General features: G+C 68.5%; 14 protein-coding genes. 5 read left to right on the top strand and 9 right to left on the bottom strand.

Features of this window, described 5'->3' with window-relative positions; all coding sequences use genetic code 11:
• Positions 1–3 precede the first annotated feature (3 nt).
• Genes ACV7NN_RS06735 through ACV7NN_RS06725 form a run of 3 tightly spaced genes read left to right on the top strand, consistent with a single transcriptional unit; the run spans position 4 to position 2,791 of the window.
• On the top strand, positions 4–1,098 hold the full coding sequence (locus ACV7NN_RS06735; protein WP_463348801.1) for a Gfo/Idh/MocA family protein: 1,095 nt from the start codon (positions 4–6) through the stop codon (positions 1,096–1,098).
• Positions 1,095–2,129, top strand: coding sequence for a sugar phosphate isomerase/epimerase family protein (locus ACV7NN_RS06730; RefSeq protein WP_463348800.1), 1,035 nt, complete (start codon positions 1,095–1,097; stop codon positions 2,127–2,129). The genes ACV7NN_RS06735 and ACV7NN_RS06730 overlap by 4 nt, the downstream gene beginning before the upstream one ends.
• Before the next feature lie 41 nt (positions 2,130–2,170).
• Positions 2,171–2,791 (top strand): pentapeptide repeat-containing protein, encoded by a 621-nt coding sequence (locus ACV7NN_RS06725; RefSeq protein WP_463348799.1) that lies wholly within the window; start codon positions 2,171–2,173, stop codon positions 2,789–2,791.
• Positions 2,792–2,903: 112 nt separating this feature from the next.
• Here ACV7NN_RS06725 and ACV7NN_RS06720 read toward each other — a convergent pair whose 3' ends face one another.
• Positions 2,904–3,575 carry an ABC transporter ATP-binding protein gene (locus ACV7NN_RS06720; RefSeq protein ID WP_463348798.1) on the bottom strand — a complete coding sequence of 224 codons (672 nt, stop codon included), beginning with the start codon at positions 3,573–3,575 and terminating at the stop codon, positions 2,904–2,906.
• Positions 3,576–3,610: 35 nt separating this feature from the next.
• Entirely contained in the window at positions 3,611–5,182 is a 1,572-nt protein-coding gene (locus ACV7NN_RS06715; protein WP_463348797.1) for an ABC transporter permease, read from the bottom strand.
• Positions 5,183–5,389: 207 nt separating this feature from the next.
• Between ACV7NN_RS06715 and ACV7NN_RS06710 the strand changes: the two genes are divergently transcribed.
• Both ACV7NN_RS06710 and ACV7NN_RS06705 read left to right on the top strand, forming a co-directional pair.
• On the top strand, positions 5,390–6,151 hold the full coding sequence (locus tag ACV7NN_RS06710; protein WP_463348796.1) for a response regulator transcription factor: 762 nt from the start codon (positions 5,390–5,392) through the stop codon (positions 6,149–6,151).
• A complete protein-coding gene (locus tag ACV7NN_RS06705; protein ID WP_463348795.1) occupies positions 6,148–7,842 on the top strand; it encodes a sensor histidine kinase in 1,695 nt (564 codons plus the stop codon). Before ACV7NN_RS06710 ends, ACV7NN_RS06705 begins: the two co-directional genes overlap by 4 nt.
• An 11-nt stretch (positions 7,843–7,853) precedes the next feature.
• Here the strand turns inward: ACV7NN_RS06705 and ACV7NN_RS06700 are convergent, their stop codons facing one another.
• From ACV7NN_RS06700 to ACV7NN_RS06670, 7 genes are all read right to left on the bottom strand, one after another.
• Complete coding sequence (locus ACV7NN_RS06700; RefSeq protein ID WP_463348794.1) at positions 7,854–9,041, bottom strand: GDSL-type esterase/lipase family protein; 1,188 nt, start codon at positions 9,039–9,041, stop codon at positions 7,854–7,856.
• On the bottom strand, positions 9,038–11,176 hold the full coding sequence (locus tag ACV7NN_RS06695) for a hypothetical protein (protein ID WP_463348793.1): 2,139 nt from the start codon (positions 11,174–11,176) through the stop codon (positions 9,038–9,040). Before ACV7NN_RS06695 ends, ACV7NN_RS06700 begins: the two co-directional genes overlap by 4 nt.
• 22 nt (positions 11,177–11,198) lie before the next feature.
• Entirely contained in the window at positions 11,199–12,014 is an 816-nt protein-coding gene (locus tag ACV7NN_RS06690; RefSeq protein WP_463348792.1) for a carbohydrate ABC transporter permease, read from the bottom strand.
• A gap of 9 nt (positions 12,015–12,023) precedes the next feature.
• A complete protein-coding gene (locus ACV7NN_RS06685) occupies positions 12,024–12,899 on the bottom strand; it encodes a carbohydrate ABC transporter permease (protein WP_463348791.1) in 876 nt (291 codons plus the stop codon).
• Positions 12,900–12,902: 3 nt separating this feature from the next.
• Positions 12,903–14,162, bottom strand: a complete 1,260-nt coding sequence (locus ACV7NN_RS06680) for an ABC transporter substrate-binding protein (RefSeq protein WP_463348790.1) — start codon at positions 14,160–14,162, stop codon at positions 12,903–12,905.
• A 186-nt stretch (positions 14,163–14,348) separates the two neighbouring features.
• On the bottom strand, positions 14,349–16,145 hold the full coding sequence (locus ACV7NN_RS06675) for a class I mannose-6-phosphate isomerase (protein WP_463348789.1): 1,797 nt from the start codon (positions 16,143–16,145) through the stop codon (positions 14,349–14,351).
• On the bottom strand, positions 16,142–17,101 hold the full coding sequence (locus ACV7NN_RS06670) for an ROK family protein (protein WP_463348788.1): 960 nt from the start codon (positions 17,099–17,101) through the stop codon (positions 16,142–16,144). Before ACV7NN_RS06670 ends, ACV7NN_RS06675 begins: the two co-directional genes overlap by 4 nt.
• Positions 17,102–17,124 lie beyond the last annotated feature (23 nt).

Here is a 17,124-nt window from a genome sequence, read left to right as displayed (position 1 = left end):
CGGATGGGTGCCGACCACCTCGGCGTCGCCATCGTCGGCGGCGGATTCATGGCGACCGTGCACTCCCGGGCGGCGAGGGCAGGCCGGGCACGGCTCGTCGGCATAGCCTCGTCGACGGCGCAGAAGTCGGCCACGGCAGCGGATGCGCTCGGCATCGAGACGGCGTACGCGTCCTTCGACGACCTGCTCGCCGATGACGCGGTCGACGTCGTGCACGTCACCACGCCGAACGCGCTGCACGCCGACCAGGCCCTTGCCGCGTTCGCGGCCGGCAAGCATGTCGTGTGCGAGAAGCCCTTGGCGACCACGGTCCCCGACGCCGAGCGGATGGTCGCAGCGGCGGGCGCGCGCGTCGCGACCGTGCCCTTCGTCTACCGCTTCCACCCCATGGTGCGCGAGGCGCGGGCGCGCTTCCGCGACGGCACGGCCGGAAGGGTGCTCAGCATTGCCGGGTCGTACCTCCAGGACTGGCTGCTCGGCGCCGACGACGACAACTGGCGCGTCGACACGGAGCAGGGCGGCCGGTCGCGGGCGTTCGCGGACATCGGCTCGCACCTGGTCGACCTCGTCGAATTCGTCAGCGGCGACCGGGTCACCCGCGTCTCCGCGACGAAGAAGACGGTCTTCGCCGAGCGTGCCGCCCACAGCGCCATCACCACCGAGGATGCCGTGGCCGTCGTCCTCGAGACGGCGTCCGGCGCCATCGGCACGCTTCTCGTCTCGCAGGTCGCGCCCGGGCGCAAGAACCGGCTCCACCTCGAGATCGCAGGCAGCGCGGAGAGCGTGGCGTTCGACCAGGAGCAGCCGGAGACGCTCTGGGTCGGCCGCAGGGCCGGCAGCCTGCTTCTCCCGCGCGACGCGGACCAGCTGCACGACGACGCGGCGCGGCTGTGTGTCGTGCCGTCGGGGCATCCGCAGGGCTACCAGGACGCGTTCAACGCGTTCGTCGCCGACACCTATGCCGCCGTCCGCGGCGACATGCCGGACGGACTGCCGCAGTTCGCGGACGGACTGCGCGCCGTGCGCGTGACGGATGCGGTCATCGACGCCGCCGAGTCCGGCACCTGGATCGAGATCGAGGAAGGATCACGCCCATGACCGAAGAATCCACCGGACTCAAGTCCACGCATCCGGTCACACTGTTCACCGGCCAGTGGGCCGACCTGACGCTCGAAGAGGTCGCGAAGCACGCGAGCGAGTGGGGTTACGACGGCCTCGAGATCGCCTGCTCGGGCGAGCACCTGGATGTGTGGCGAGCCGCCGAGGACGACGACTACCTGCAGGGCCGGCTCGACATCCTGGACCGCTACGGCCTGAAGGTCTGGGCGATCTCCAACCATCTGAAGGGCCAGGCGGTCTGCGACGACCCGATCGACTTCCGCCACCAGGCGATCGTCGGCTCGAAGGTGTGGGGCGACGGCGACCCGGAAGGCGTGCGGCAGCGTGCCGCGGAGGAGCTGAAGCTCACAGCGAAGGTCGCGCGGCGGCTCGGGGTCGACACGGTCGTCGGGTTCACCGGGTCGAAGATCTGGCCGTACGTCGCCCAGTTCCCGCCCGTGCCGGCCGCAGTCATCGACGCCGGCTACCAGGACTTCGCCGACCGCTGGAACCCCATCCTCGACGTGTTCGACGGCGAAGGCGTGCGGTTCGCGCACGAGGTGCACCCGTCGGAGATCGCTTACGACTACTGGTCGAGCGCCCGGTCGCTCGAGGCGATCGACCACCGGGAGGCGTTCGGGTTCAACTGGGATCCGAGCCACATGATGTGGCAGGACATCGACCCGGTCGGGTTCATCGTCGATTTCAAGGACCGGATCTACCACGTCGACTGCAAGGACACCCGGTTGCGGCCGAAGAACGGCCGGGCCGGAGTGCTCGGGTCGCACCTGCCGTGGGGGGACCCGCGACGCGGCTGGGACTTCGTCTCGACCGGGCACGGGGACGTGCCGTGGGAGGACGCGTTCCGCGCGCTGGCCTCGATCGGCTACGCGGGCCCGATCTCGATCGAGTGGGAGGACGCGGGCATGGACCGGCTGCACGGCGCCGCGGAGGCCGTCGGCTACATCCGCTCGCTGCTCTGGAAGCTGCCCACCGCATCCTTCGACGCAGCGTTCTCCAACCAGGACTGAGCGGTCGCCCTCGCGACGCATCCGCTGCCTAGGATGAACGCATGGCGGAGCGCAGGGGTGGAGCGGATGCTCCCGGGACCGAGACGGAGATCCGCGGCGAGGACTGGTACGCGCGCGAGCTCGACGGGGTCGAGTTCACGCGCGTCGCCTTCTTCGACGTCGATCTGACCGAAGCCGCGACCACCGCGGCCGTGTTCACCGAGTGCACGTTCAGCAATGTGCGGTTCAACGTGTCGAAGCACACCGAGAGCGCGTTCATCAACTGCACCTTCACGCGGTGCAACTTCTTCGACGCGTCGTTCACCCGGTGCAAACTCACCGGCAGCATGTTCGACGGATGCTCGTTTGACCTCATGGATGTCGCGGGCGGCAACTGGTCGTTCGTCGGGCTGCCCGGTGCAAAGCTCAGCGGCACGACCTTCCACGGCGTGCGGCTGCGCGAGGCGGACCTCAACCGCGCGCGCTGCGACGGCGCGACCTTCGACGGCTGCGACCTCTCCGGGGCATGGATGGAGGGAGCCGACTTCACCGGTGCCGACCTGCGTGGCAGCGACCTCGGCTCGCTCGACCCGCTGACGGCACAGCTGAAGGGCGCCACCGTGGACGCTGCGCAGGCGGCCGTGCTCGTCCAGTCCCTCGGCCTCACGGTGCTGCCCGAGTAGCCTGTTGGCGCGCGCGGTGCCTCCGCGCGCGGCGAGAGTCGCCGTTCGCGCCGAGAATCGCTGCTCTGCCGGGTCTTCTCGGCGCGAACGGCGATTCTCGGCGAACGAGCCGTCAGGCGACCTCCTTCACCTGGCCGTGCTTGATGTGCAGGCGGCGCTGCGCCCGCTTCGCGATCGCCGAGTCGTGCGTGACGACGATGAGGGTCAGGCCGCGGTCGCGCCACAGACCTTCGAGGAGGTCCATGATCTCGTCGCGGGTCTCCTCGTCGAGGTTGCCCGTCGGCTCGTCGGCGAGCAGCACATCCGGGTTCTTCACGAGGGCGCGCGCGATGGCGACACGCTGCTGCTGGCCGCCCGACAGCTCCGACGGCAGGTGGCTGCCGCGGTCGCCGAGTCCGACCGAGACGAGAGCCTCGGTCGCGCGACGCTTGCGCTCCGCTCCGCTCACCCGCAGCGGCGCCAGCGCCGTCTCGACGTTCTCCTGCGCGGTCAGCGTCGGGATCAGGTTGAAGCCCTGGAAGACGAAACCGATCTCGGTCGCCCGGATCTTCGTGAGCTTGCTGTCGCCGAGCTTCGACAGGCTCGACGTCTCGAGTTCCACCGAGCCGGACGTCGGGCGGTCGAGCGCACCGAGCATCTGCAGCAGGGTGGACTTGCCGCCGCCGGTCGGTCCCTGGATCACGACCATCTGGCCGTCCGGGATCTCGATGCTCACATCGTTGAGCGCGGTGACGTTGCGGCGGGACTGGGTATACGTCTTGGTGACGTTGGTGAGGGTGTACACGAAAGCTCCTGACTGGCGTTCGACGGGGTGGGCGATCAGTTGACCGAGCGGAGGGCCGCGGCCGGGCGCAGGCGCGCTGCGCGCCATCCGCCGAACGCGCCGGCGATGAGGCCGCCGAGGATGGCGAGGCTGACCGCGATCACGATCACCCAGACGGTCACGGGTGCGTGGAGTGCGATGTCGGTGGTGGATGCGGCGGCCTGGCGCGCAGCCGCGCCGAACCCGCCTGCGCCGAAGCCTCCGCCCCCGAAGCCTCCTCCTCCGCCGCCGGTCCCGCCGGTCCCGCCGGTCCCCGTGCCGGCGCGAGCGACTCGCCCGGCGGCATCAGCGAAGCCGTTACTGATGCCGCCGGTGAGTGTGGGAGCGATCGCGTTCACGACCGCGACGCCGATGAACCCGATCACGACGCCGACGACACCTCCGATGAGCCCCTGGACGACCGATTCGCCGGCGACCTGCCCGACGACGCGACGGTTGCTCCAGCCGATCGCCTTGAGTGTGCCGAACTCGCGGGTGCGCCGGGTGACGCCCGAGATGGTGAAGAGGATCGCGATGAGGAACGCCGCGGCGAGGACGATGATCGACAGCCAGGTTCCGAGGTTGGCCACCAGCTGGCCGGCGGTTCCGAGAGAGCCGGAGACGCTGGATGCGAGATCCGCCTGGGTGCTCACGGTCGCCGCGGGCAGCGCCTTGGTGAGGTCGGTCTTGACCTGGTCGATGTCGCTCGCCGACGAAGCCTTCACATAGACCGCGCTGATCTTGCCCGTCTCGGTGGAGAGCTTCTGGGCGACATCGAGCGGGATGTACGCGTTCGAGGCGGTCGTCGAATCGGCGCCTGTCGCCGAGACGATTCCGATGACAGTGAAGTTCGTGCCGCCGATGGTGACCGTGTCACCGCTGACCTTCGACGCCGTCTTGGCGTAGGTCGCGTCGAGCACGGCGACGTCCTTGCCGGCATCCGCCTTGGTGAAGGTCCGGCCGCTCGTCAGTGTCACGGACGACAGCGGTCCGACGGCATCGCCGGCGGGATCGAGGCCGAGCACCGAGAACGAGTCGACGGTGAAGGAGCTGCCGCCGGCACCATCCGCCCCGCCCGTGGGGGCCGGGGTCGAGCCTGCGCCGCCGGCCTGCTGCTGCAGCCGCTGCTGGCGCAGCTGCTGGAAGTCGGGGAGGACCCCGTCGAAGGTCGTGTTCGTCAGGGAGAGCACTCCGGCCGCGGCAGCGACGTTGTTCACGCCCTGCGTGGTCGTGATCGCGGTCGCGTCCATCGTGGCCGCGCCGCGCGCCGAGGCGAGCCGCGAGGTGTGGATCGTGCGGCCGGTACCTGTGGAGTCCTGTGCGCCCGCACCGGCCCCGAAGTCGAACCGGGGTCCGCCCCCGCCCGCCTGCGTAGTTGTCGAGCCCTGCGCCGTGGCCGGTTGCGTGATGGTGATGTCGGTGCCGACGCCGTAGACCGACTGGAGCACGCTCGCCTGCGCGTCCTTGACTCCGGCAGAGACGGCGTTGACGATGATCACGAGCGCGATCGCGAGTGCCATACCGACAGCGATGATGATCGTCTGCTTACGGCGGTTCACGAGCTCGCGTCGCAGGTAGGTGCCGAACATTGTTCTCCTCGACGGCAGGCGCGCTGCGGATACCGCCCATGGCGGGCTGCGGCCTGATGATGCGACAGTAGGCACGTCGCTTTTGGCCGCACTATGGCGCGCCTGTGGTCCAGCTGTGGACGGCGCGCAGATCCTGAGACTTTTCGCTCACAGGTTGTACAAAGCATTCCCATAGTGCAGTTCGAGGAGTCTCACGATAATGGGACTGTGACGATCAACTCCCGCGCCAACACGAGCGCCTCCACCCAGCCGCGAACCGTCCTGCGTCGTGCCGACGGCAGCTCCATCCGCGTGCTCGTCGTCGACGACGAGTCCACGCTGACCGACCTGCTCTCGATGGCCCTCCACTATGAGGACTGGGAGGTCAAGACCGCCTCGACCGGGCAGCAGGCCCTGACGATCGCGCGCGAGTTCCGTCCGGACGTGGTGGTGCTCGACATCATGCTCCCCGACATCGACGGGCTGCAGGTGCTGTCCCGGATGCGCGCGGACGGCAACGAGGCGCCGGTCCTCTTCCTCACCGCGAAGGATTCGCTCGACGACCGGATCGCCGGGCTCACGGCGGGCGGCGACGACTACGTCACGAAGCCGTTCAGCCTCGAAGAGCTCGTCGCACGCCTGCGCGGCCTCCTCCGCCGCTCCCGCAGCGCTGTCGCCGATGCGAGCGATCCTGTGCTGGTCGTCGGCGACCTGGTGCTCGACGAGGACAGCTACGAGGTCCAGCGCGACGGTTCGCCCATCGCGCTCACCGCGACCGAGTTCGAACTGTTGCGCTTCCTGATGCGCAACCCGCGCCGCGTGCTCAGCAAGACCCAGATCCTCGACCGCGTGTGGAGCTACGACTTCGGCGGATCGTCGAGCGTCGTCGAGCTGTACATCTCCTACCTGCGCAAGAAGATCGACTCCGGCCGCGCCCCGATGATCCACACCGTCCGGGGAGCCGGGTACATGGTCAAGGCTGCGACGTGACCCAGACCGCTCCTGCGGCGGCCGTGCCCGGCAGTCCGCAACGGCGACGCGGATGGGGGTGGGTGCCGCGCATCCGCCCGTTCCGTTCCTGGACACTGCGCAGCCGCGTGGTCCTGGTCGTCGTCGCGATGCTGGCCGTGCTCGGCACCGTGATCGGAGCGGTCAGCGTCTTCGCGTTGCAGAGCTATCTGCTGAATCGGCTCGACACGCAGCTGACCAGCGCGGTCGAGCGCGGTCAGCACGCTGCCGACCTGGTCTACGGTTCGGCCCCCACCGGACCGGAGGTGACCCGCATCGTGAACACGCCCGGCCAGCCGGTCGGGACCTTCGGGGTCGTCCGCAGCGGTGACATGCTCATCTACCCGGTCATCCTCGCGAAGCGCCCGAGCGGTGCCGCGCCGAACGGACCGGTCTCTCCGCAGATCGTGCCGGTGCCGACGTCCGAGCTGCTCTCGCTGCCCGCCGATGGCCAGCCGCGCACCGTCAACCTCGGCTCCGAGCTCGGGGACTACCGCGTGGCCGCAGCCCAGCTCATCAACGGCGACAGTGTGATCATCGGGCTTCCCCTCGACGAGGTGAACGCGACGGTGACCCAGCTGACCCTCGTGATCGCCCTGGTCACGCTCGCGGGTCTCATCTTCGCGTTCCTGATCGCGAACTTCGTCGTCCGGCTCGCGATGCGTCCGCTCGTACGGGTGGCAAGCACGGCGCAGGAGGTCGCCGAACTACCCCTCGATCACGGCGAGGTCGCACTGTCGGTCCGTGTGGCGGAGCAGGACACCGACCCGCACACCGAGGTCGGCACCGTGGGCGCCGCCCTGAACCGGATGCTCGGCCACATCGGGTCCGCACTGACGGCCCGCCAGGCGAGCGAGAAGAAGGTGCGGCAGTTCGTCGCGGATGCGAGCCACGAGCTCCGCACCCCCCTCGCGTCCATCCGCGGTTATGCAGAGCTCACCCGCAGGAGCCCGCACGACCTGCCCGACGATGTCACGCACTCGATCGGGCGCATCGAGTCGGAGGCGACGAGGATGACCTCGCTCGTCGAGGACCTGCTGCTGCTCGCGCGCCTCGACGAGGGCCGCGACCTCGAACGCGATCCCGTCGACCTGTCGATCCTGCTCGTCGACGCGATCAGCGACGCCCACGCCGCAGGTCCCGACCACCGCTGGAGTCTCGACCTGCCCGACACGCCCGTCGAGGTGATCGGCGACGAGTCGCGCCTCCACCAGGTCCTGATGAACCTGCTCGCCAATGCGCGTGTCCACACGCCGGAGGGCACCCACGTGACGGTGAGCCTCAGCGTCGACGAGGAGGCCGATCGCGCCCGCATCGAAGTGACGGATGACGGCCCCGGCATCCCCGAGGAGTTCCAGGCGACCCTGTTCGAGCGGTTCAGCCGCGCGGACAGTTCGCGCGCACGGACGACGGGGAGCACCGGTCTCGGCCTCGCGATCGTGCAGGCGGTCGTGGAAGCGCACGGCGGCGAGGTGGGCGTGTCGAGCGTGCCGGGCGCGACGACGTTCAGCGTGTCGCTCCCGCTGGAGCACGGCGTGGCTGCGGCCGGCGTGGTCGAGACCGAGGTCGCGACCGAGGCAGATCCGGCAGAGGCCGACACTGCGGAGGTCGACGCTGCGGAGGTCGCCGCTGCCGAGATCGTCCCCGTCGACGACGCCACCCCCACGCGCTGACCGCACGCCGGTCAGCGATCGGCGAACGCTCCGCCGGGGCCGAAGGCCAGCGCCGCGAACCGCTCGGCCATCAGGGCCTGCACGTCGTCGCCGGGGTGCAGGTTGTCCGGCAGGGGCAGACGCTCGGCGTCGGCCGGACCGTACAGCTCACGTCCGTCGAGGTACCGGATGGCCGGGTCGGCTTCCGCCCGTTCCCGAACGATCCGCTCCAGCTCGGACCTGATCACCCCGAGGCTCAGCTTGCCGGTGAGAACGTCGTCCTCCGTGCCCGCGGTGGTGGTCCAGACGTCGGTGCGGTCCGGGTCCTGGATCGTCGGACCGGCGGCCGTCTCGACCGGAGCGCAGAAGATCGGTGACACGACCAGTAGGGGAGCGGTCGGATGGCCGTCCCTGATCGTGTCGAGGAACCCGTGTACAGCCGTGCGGAAGATTCGCAGCCGCATCAGGTCGCCATTGACGATGTTGATCCCGATCTTCACACTGATCAGGTCGGCGGGCGCGTCGCGCATGGTCCGGGCGGTCAGCGGGTCGAGCACGGCGTTGCCGGAGAACGCGACGCTGGTGAGCTCGACCCCGGTGGCACGTGCCGTCGCGACCGGCCAGGTTGCTCCGATCCCGCTCGCGATGTAACCGTGGCTGATCGAGCTGCCGTGGTGCAGCCACGTGCGACCCGTCGCCGGCGCAGGAGCCTCCACGGACGCATCGGCGCGGAGCCCGAGCAGTTCCACCTCGTCCGTGTACGGCAGCCACAGTTCGACGTTCTTCATCCGGGCGGCCAGCCCGTCGAAGCGGAGCGTGTCCGCCTCGCCGTCGACGAGGTAGGCATCCGGGCGCTCGAAGGTGAAGACGAACCGGTTGCCCGCACTGGATTCCCGGCTCTGCACCACGACACCGTCGACGACCAGTTCGTAGGCCGCGGCGGGCATCGGTGCCGTCTTGCTCTCGATCATCTTCGTCGCGAGCACGGTCAGCTCGATGCGCGTCGCCGCCGTGCGGAACGCGAGCCGGATCCCAGCGCTCTGCGACACGGATGCGCGCATGAAGTCGTCGGGGAGCTGGCGCCTGGCCGCCGCCCCGAGGCGACGAGGCAGCACACCGTTCGCTGTTTGGTCGACGGTGATCGCCCCGCGGATCTCCACCGGTCCGCCGACGAGCGGGACCTCGACGAGCGGCACCGCGCCGACCGGGGCGTCCGTCATTCGGCGATCACCCGTCCGTCGGCGTGGATGCGATAGCTGGCGTCACCGACGCGCACGCCGGAGAGCGTGGCATCCGGGTCGAGGGCTGCGACGCATCCGTCTGCCGTGACCGTCCCGTCGACCGCCACGTGCATCCCGAACACCGACTCCAGTACCATCGCGACCCAGGCGCCCGACGAGGAGCAGGCCCAGTCGTTGATGTACGGCAGCTGCGGCGGAGCCTTGCGTGCGCCGGCGCCGATCGGCGGCATGGCCTCTTCGACGAAGTGGGCCTGGCCGGCGGGTCCTTGATTGGTCGAGAGGGCGAGCCCCTCGAGCCAGCCGAGAGCGACATCCTGTGCGCCGAGCGCGATCAGCGAGCGGGCGGCATCGGCCGGCCACGCCGGGTACGCCCCGTTCCACTGGTGGTCGGGACGCACGCTGAAGCTGGCGTCCGGGTCCCACGGCGAGAGGGCGCGCATCCAGTTCGGCGTCTGCAGGTCGTGCTGGAAGAACCGCACCATCTCGGCGCGGGTCTCGGGGTCCAGGTCGCCGGCGATCGTCGTCCCGACCACGTTGAAGTCGTAGCAGTGCCGCACCGGGATGCGCGTTCCGTCGGGCTGGCCGGCGGCGAAATGCCCCGTCCCGTCGAGGTAGAGCCCGGTGACGTGGGGGAGCAGTTCGTCGGCCTCGGCGCGCAGGCGCGCAGCCTCGTCGCCGTTGCCGAGCAGCTCCTGGTGGGCTGCGGCCGTGCGCATGCTCCACACGTTGGCGGCGTTGAGGCTCGCGACCTCGTGCGTGTACGAGCTGACGCATTCGAGCAGGTTGTCGATCTCGCCGTAATCGGCCAGGTTCCCCGCGCTGCGGAGTCCCTTCCAGGCCTCCGACCATCCCACGGTGTGCTCGGCGACCGTCTCGCTGTCGCGGCCGGCGACGCCGATGCGCTCACCGAGGAATCCGGTATCGCCGGTGAAGCGTACGTAGTCGTTGACCATGCGCGTCATCGCGTAGTCGTTGACCGAGTACCACCGGCCGACCGGGCCGCCGGTGAGAGACGAGGTCCCGAAGTGGGTGTGGATGTCGCTGGCGATCCAGTGGCTCAGCTGGCGGCGCATGACCTGCGGGTCGAGCATCGCGTGGACCACGGAGCTCAGGCTGTAGTCCCAGATGAACGTGGTCGTCGACCAGTAGTTCGGCATCAGCGTGTCGTAGCTGCGCCCGAGCACGTTGCCTGCGAACTCGCGCCGGAACCAGATGACACCGAGGGCACCCCACCAGTAGATGCGGCGGAGCGCGTCCGATGACGTCTCGAGCGTCGGCAGATGCCCGGAGTACTCGCTGTTGCCCGGCGTGAAGACCGCCTCGAGCTGACCGTTCCAGAATGCTTCGGCCGACGCGACGGCGCCGGGGACGTCGGCGGCCACACGGTCGAACACGGCCACGGCCTCCTCATGCGTGGTCGCGACCGACTGGACGAAACCGGCGCGCTCCGTCGCACCCGGCTCGATGACGAGTTCGACCGAGAGCTCGCCGCCGCGGCCGAGGCCACCGATGCCGACCTCGAAGTCGTCGACGGGGGTGGGGGGAACCGCACTGCGTCGGGCCGAGCCGGCGCGATCGAGGCCCTGGACACTGCAGGCCGTCGCGTCGTCATCCGTGAAGATGAGCCGCGTTCCTGACTCGTCGACGACCACTGTGTTGCGGATACTCGGGGACTCCGCATCCCCCCACGACCCGGCCGAGCGGGTCACCCGGGCGTTCGCGGCCAGGGTGAGCGTCACGATGCGAGACGTCCCCCCGGTGTTGGTGACGCGGATGTCCACCGCGACCGCCGTCTCGCCCGGCACGCACACCGTGGTCGTCTCGATCGCGAGCCCGGGCAGGGTCGCCGAACGGACGACCCGGTCCGGACGCCACGCGTGCGAGACCGGGACGCCGTACGACTCGAAAACACGCCCGTCGACGAAGAGCACGCCGGTGGCGGCGAGCCCCTGCGAGACCGGCGGGAACGTGACCGCGTGGAGTGCCGTGAGGTCGTGCCCCACCTGCACCGTGCCCAGGAAATTCGTCAGGCCGGCGGGAGCGACCAGGTCGTCGTAATGGTGGGTGATGACATCGGCGGCGAGGTCGTCGACGGACGGGATGGTCCGGGGCATGGGGACTCCAGGTGGTTGGGGTTCAGTACTGGCCGAGTGCGAGGCCGCGGGAGAAGAACTTCTGGGTGAAGAGGAACAGCACGACCGTCGGAAGCGAGACGAGGATGCCCGCCGCCAGCACCGTGGACAGCTGGGCGCCGCCGTAGGTGCTCTGCATGCCCGCGAGGGTCGTCACGATCGGCCGCACACTGTCCGACTGGCTCAGGGTGAGCCCGAGGAGCAGATCGTTCCAGATGAACGTCGCCTGGAGGATGAAGATGGCGATGAGCGCGCTCGACGCCATCGGCAGGTACATCCGGAAGAAGATGCGCACTGTGGATGCGCCGTCGACCACCGACGCCTCGAACACGTTGTGCGCGATGCCGGTGAAGAAGTTGCGCATGACGAAGGCCGAGAACGGGATCGAGATCGCCGTGTACACGATGATCATGCCGAGCTGGGTGTCGAACAGCCCGACCCGGGAGTATCCGTCGAACAACGGAAGCAGCACCATCTGCAGCGGGAACACCGTTCCGCCGAAGATGAAGACGAACCACCAGAACCCGTTCTTCAGGTTCAGGGCGACGATCGCGAACCCGACCGCGGCGCCGACGACGACCGCGATGAGCGGCGAGACGATGCTGTAGATCAGGGTGCTGACGACGCTGTCGCCGAGGTTGCTGAGCTGCCAGGCCTGGACCATGTTGTCGAGCAGGGCCGTGCCGTTGGGGATCCACGACTGCTTCGAGTCGTAGTTCGTCGGCGACTTGCTCGCGTTGATGACGAGCAGGTAGACCGGCAGGAGCCAGATGATGCCGAAGAAGACGAGCGCTGTCGTCCGTGCGATGCGAGCTGCCATCATCCGCTCCTAGAACTGGTTCTTCCGCGACAGCTGCTGGCGCAGGTACAGCACGGAGGCGAGCAGCGTGACGACGGTGAGGAACACCGCGATCGCCGACCCGAGGCCGTACTGGCTGTTGACGAAGGTGTCGTTGTACATGGTGAGGGCGAGCGTCTCCGAGACGCGCCCAGGTCCGCCCTTGGTCATCCCGAGGACGATGTCGAAGGTCTTGAGGCTGGCGACGATCGAGAGGCCGATCACGACCGTGGTGAGCGGGCGCAGCATGGGCCAGAGCATGGTGGTGAACATCCGGAACCCGGTCGCACCGTCGACCCGTGCAGCCTCGAGGGGCTCCTTGGGGATCGACTGGAGGCCGATGGTGAAGAGCAGGGCGTTCACGCCGACGCCCTGCCACGCTGCGGCGATGATCATCACGATGGTGTTGAGCGGGGCGTCGAGGAGCCAGCGAGGGGTGTCCATGATCCCGAAGAAGTTCAGCGCCTGGTCGAGCGCGCCGCCGTCCTGGAGGACGAACGACCAGATGAGGCCGACGCCGATTCCCGAGATCGCGTAGGGGATGAGGAACGGGAGCCGAAGCCAGACGCCGCCCTTCATGTTGTAGGTCGCGAGGGCCAGGACCAGTCCGAGGCCGACCGGGACGACGAGCGTTCCGACGACCCAGAGGAGGGTGTTGAACATCGACCCGAGGAAGTCGGGGTCGTCGAACATGGTGGCGTAGTTCGCCAGCCCGACCCATTTCGGGTCGCCGAGGCCGTTGTAGTCGGTGAAGCTGAGGAACAGCGTCCACAGCAGCGGGAGGTAGAGGAGGACGGCCACCAGGAGGGCGCCCGGGGCTACGAAGCCCCGGGCGGCCCAGCGGTATTGCTCTTTACGTGTGGTCACGTTCTATTTCTGGGTTGCCCAGTACTTGTCGGCGGCGTCCTGGATCTTGGTCAGGTACGGCATCGGGTCACCGGGGTTGGCGGAGAAGGCGCCGAACTCTTCGAGTGCGACGTTCAGGATGGGGGTGGGCGCCGCTTCGAAGTAGCGCGTGACGAGCTGGTACTTGTCACCCGCGATCTCGGTGCCGAGTGCCTTCAGGCCTGCATCCTTGACGGTGGCCTTGGGGTTGAACGGCACGTCGCCGCGTGCGTTGCTCCAGGCGGTCTGGGCGCCGGCCGTCATCCACCACTTGGAGTATGCGAGGCCGAGGTCCTTCTGCTTGGAGCTGTTGGCGACGCAGAGCGGGCCGGTCTCGACCGGAACGGGGGTCTTGCCCAGGCTCGAGTCGACGGAGGGGATGATGAAGTAGTCGTAGTCCGAGCCGGCCTTCATACCGACGCCGTCCAGCGACGCTCCGAAGAACGTGCCGAAGTTGATCATCGCGGCGTCGCCCTGCTTCAGCATCTGGGCCGGGTCGGTCTTGCTGCCCGCGTCGCTGAACCAGCCCTTCTTCTCCTGGTCGCGCCAGGTGTCCATGATCTTCACGATGCGCGGGTCGGTGTACTTGACCGAGCCGTCGCCGAGGCCCTTGTAGAGCGAAGGGTCGGTGCCCGCGACCAGCGTCTCGAACCACGGGAACGTGAACAGGGTGCTGGTCTGGTAGAACGGCGTGACCCCGTTGGACTTGAGCTTCGCGGCGTCGGCCATCAGCTCGTCCCAGCTGGTCGGCTTGTCGATGCCGTACTTGTCGAAGATCTTCTTGTTGTAGTACATGACCCAGTAGGCGATGTTCATCGGGACGCAGTACTGCTTGCCGTTGAACGTGTAGTACTTCTCGAGGTCCTTGCTGACATTGCCGGAGGCGACCGCCTGTGACCAGATGGCGGAGGTGTCGGCGACGAGCTTCTGGTCGACGAGCTGCTTGAGCGAGTCACCGGTCGACCAGGTGAACAGGCCGGGGCTCTGCTGGGTGCGGAACGACTGCTTCACGAACGCCTGGTACTGGTTCTCGTCGGAGTAGCCGGTGGTGTTGAGGCTGATCTTCTCGTCCTTCTGGGACGTGGCGTTCAGCGACTGGAACTGGGGCTTCCACGCGGCCTTGTCCGTGTAGAACTTGAGCGTGCCCGTCGTGGCGTTGCTCGCACCGCCGCCGGCGCAGCCGGCGAGGAGCAGGCTGGCTGCGAGGACTGGAGCGACCAGGCCGATCATGCGTTTCTTGTTCAAAGTGAACTCCCTTGTTCGTGTGCGAGGTGAGGTGTCTCCCGGCACAACGGTGGTGCGCCCCGGATTTTGGCCTCGGCCATCGTACGTCGTCTTCCCGATACAATTGGTATCGTTACCAACGCCAGTGGCAAAGGTAGCAGGAATGCATTCGACCTGCAAGGCGGGGTGCTTGTGCTGTGTGTTTTCTCAGTCGTCCTGGTCCCGAGTACCGCGGACGTATGCCTTCACCGTCGCGAAGCGTTCGCTCCGCGACTCCGCCGTGCGGCGGATGATGTACGGCCCGACTGCTGCCGGCACGATGAAGGTCTCTGCATAGTGGATGCGATACGGGTCGAACGCCCCCGTCGGGCTCGCGATCTCCACTTCGTCGCCCTCCACGAGGTTGAGCACGTTGACCGTGCCCTCCGTGTCGTGGTGGACGTCGTCTGTGAACCAGTGGCGCCGGACCTCGATGAACTCGAGCTCATGCAGGCCGGTGCGCTCCTCGCGCTCGCCCTCGCGCTCCGAGATCACCTCGACCTGGCCGAGCAGGTTGCTCTCGACCCAGGCCGTGTCGCGGTCCCACTGGATGTTCTTGGCGCCGTGGTCGAGATGCACCGGGCGCGGGATCCCATCCAGCCCGACGCGCCCCCAGTCCCACAGCTTGAAGGTGAAGATGAACGGGGTCGCCGAGATCTCGAGGACCATCGAGTTCGCGCCCGAGGCGTGCACGGTACCCGCCGGGATCGAGAAATGGTCGTGCTTGCGCGCCGGAACCACGTTCACGTATTTCTCCGCGTCGAACGGATGCTCGCCATCCGTCGCCGCCTGGAGGGCCGCGACCATCTCGTCCGGGTCGACCCCGGCCTTCAGGCCGAGGTAGACGACCGCATCGTCGTCGGCGTCGAGCAAGTAGTAGCTCTCGTCCTGGGTGTAGTGCATCCCGAAGGTGTTCTGGATGTAGTCGTTGAGCGGGTGCACCTGCAGCGACAGGTTGCCGCCGCCCATGGTGTCGAGGAAGTCGAACCGGATGGGGAACTCGGCTCCGAAACGCGCGAACGTCTTCTCGCCGAGCAGGCCGCGCGGCTGCATCAGCACGAGGTCCATGGCCGGGATCTCGACGACGCGCCCGTCGGCCTCGAGCAGCAGCGAGTTCTCCTCGGGCACGCAGTCGAAGCACCAGGCGTAGTTCGTCGCCGAGCGGTCCAGATCGAGGCGGTCCTTCATCCACTGGCCGCCCCACACGCCGGGATCGAAGAACGGGACCACCCGGAGGGGAGCTGCGGTCGCATCCGCCAAGGCAGCGCGGAACGCGTCTGCGGTGATCAGCCCGGCGTCACGGATGCTCGTGTTGGTGTCGAGCACGAAGTCGATGCGGTCGAACAGGTCGCGCTTATGGCGGTCGGCGACGCGCCACTCGACGAAGAAACCGCGCTTGTATTTGCGGAGGTTGTCCTCGTCGGCGTTGTCTGTGCGCCAGTTCGTCGCGCCACGACGCTGCCGCAGCTGGATCTCCCACCGGGCCAGGTCGGCGAGCACCAGGACACCCGCGGGGACGGGAGTGAGTGCGGCACCCCAGCCGACCAGGATGACCGGGCGCGCGGCCTCGGTCACCGAGCGTGTGAGGCCCGCCAGCTTCTCGGCGTCGTAGAACTCGTCGAGCGTGAAGTGGCCCAGAACGCCGAACACGCGGTCGTCGGTCAGGTTGCGGCCGATGAGAGCGTCGATCTCGGCGATCGGCTTCGCCGCGGCCTCCTGCACGTCGATCACATCGTATGCGGGGAGGCTCGCGCGCAACTCCGCGATCAGCGCCGGGAGGTCGACTCCCGGGTAGGTGTCGATCGCGATGATCGGAGGGCGGCCGTCTGCGGCGGCGCGGGCGGCCACGTCCAGTTCGTTCCACGCCTCGGCGCCCGACCGGATGACACTGCCCGGCGGGAGCGCGATCGACGGCTGTTTGTCGTAGGTCGCGTGCGGACGGATGGAGTGATCGGCGAGCGTCACGAAGGGTCCTTTCGGTGGGTCGCGGCGCTGTCGCCGGCGTGCTCGGCCAGCGCGGAGAGACCGAGCAGGACCGAGAATTCAGGTGCGGACGGTGTGACGAACGCAGGGCGGTGCGACGAGGACCAGAGGTTCGCATCCACGTACTCCGCCAGCCGGGGCAGGATGACATCGGCCGACCGCATGACCCCGCCGGAGACGACCACGATGTCGGGGTCGTAGGCGTGGCAGAGGGTGACGATCGCCGCGCCCCAGGCGCGCAGGTAGCGGTCGAAGAGGTCGCGGACCGCGGGCGACTCCCTGGTCTCGAGGAGATCCCGGAGGCCGACGGGGCCACGTGCGGCGCGTTCGCCAAGAGGGGATGCTGCGAGTTCCGGGTCCGAGGCGACATCGCGCTGAAGCGCCCAGGTGCTCGCGACGGCTTCCGCGCATCCGACGTTGCCGCAGTTGCAGACCGGGCCGTCGAGGTCGACTGTCATGTGCCCGCCCAGGATCGCCGCATGGTCGTGGACGCCGCGCAGGACCTGGCCGTCGATGAGGGCTGCCGTCCCGATTCCGGTCCCGAGCGTGACGAGCACGGCATCCCTGGCGCCTTCCGCGGCGCCGTAGGCGGTTTCGCCGACCAGAGCGGCGCGCGCGTCGTTCTCGACGACGGCCGGCGCGCCGAAGGCCTCTGCCGCCCACGCTCGGAGGTCGCGGCCGTGGGCGTAGTCGTATTTGTCGTGGGCGGCGACAAGACTGCCGTGTGCGCGGTCGACGACACCCGGGAGCGCGATTCCGACGCCGCTGATGACCGTGCGACCAGCCGCAGCGGTCAGTTCGCCGAACGCCTCGCGGACCTGGTCGAGGTCGGCCTCCGTGCCCGCGTTCGGACGTGTGGCGGTCGCCAGGATGCGCGGCCCGTCGAGGATGCCGAGCTTGATCGCGGTGCCACCGAAATCGATGCACAGTGTCGGCATGGTCTTCCTTTCGAATCGGGGGG

The organism is Leifsonia sp. Ger2509, assembly GCF_055231915.1.
Note: the sequence above shows the minus strand (reverse complement) of the source record. Positions and strands in the feature narration are given on the sequence as shown.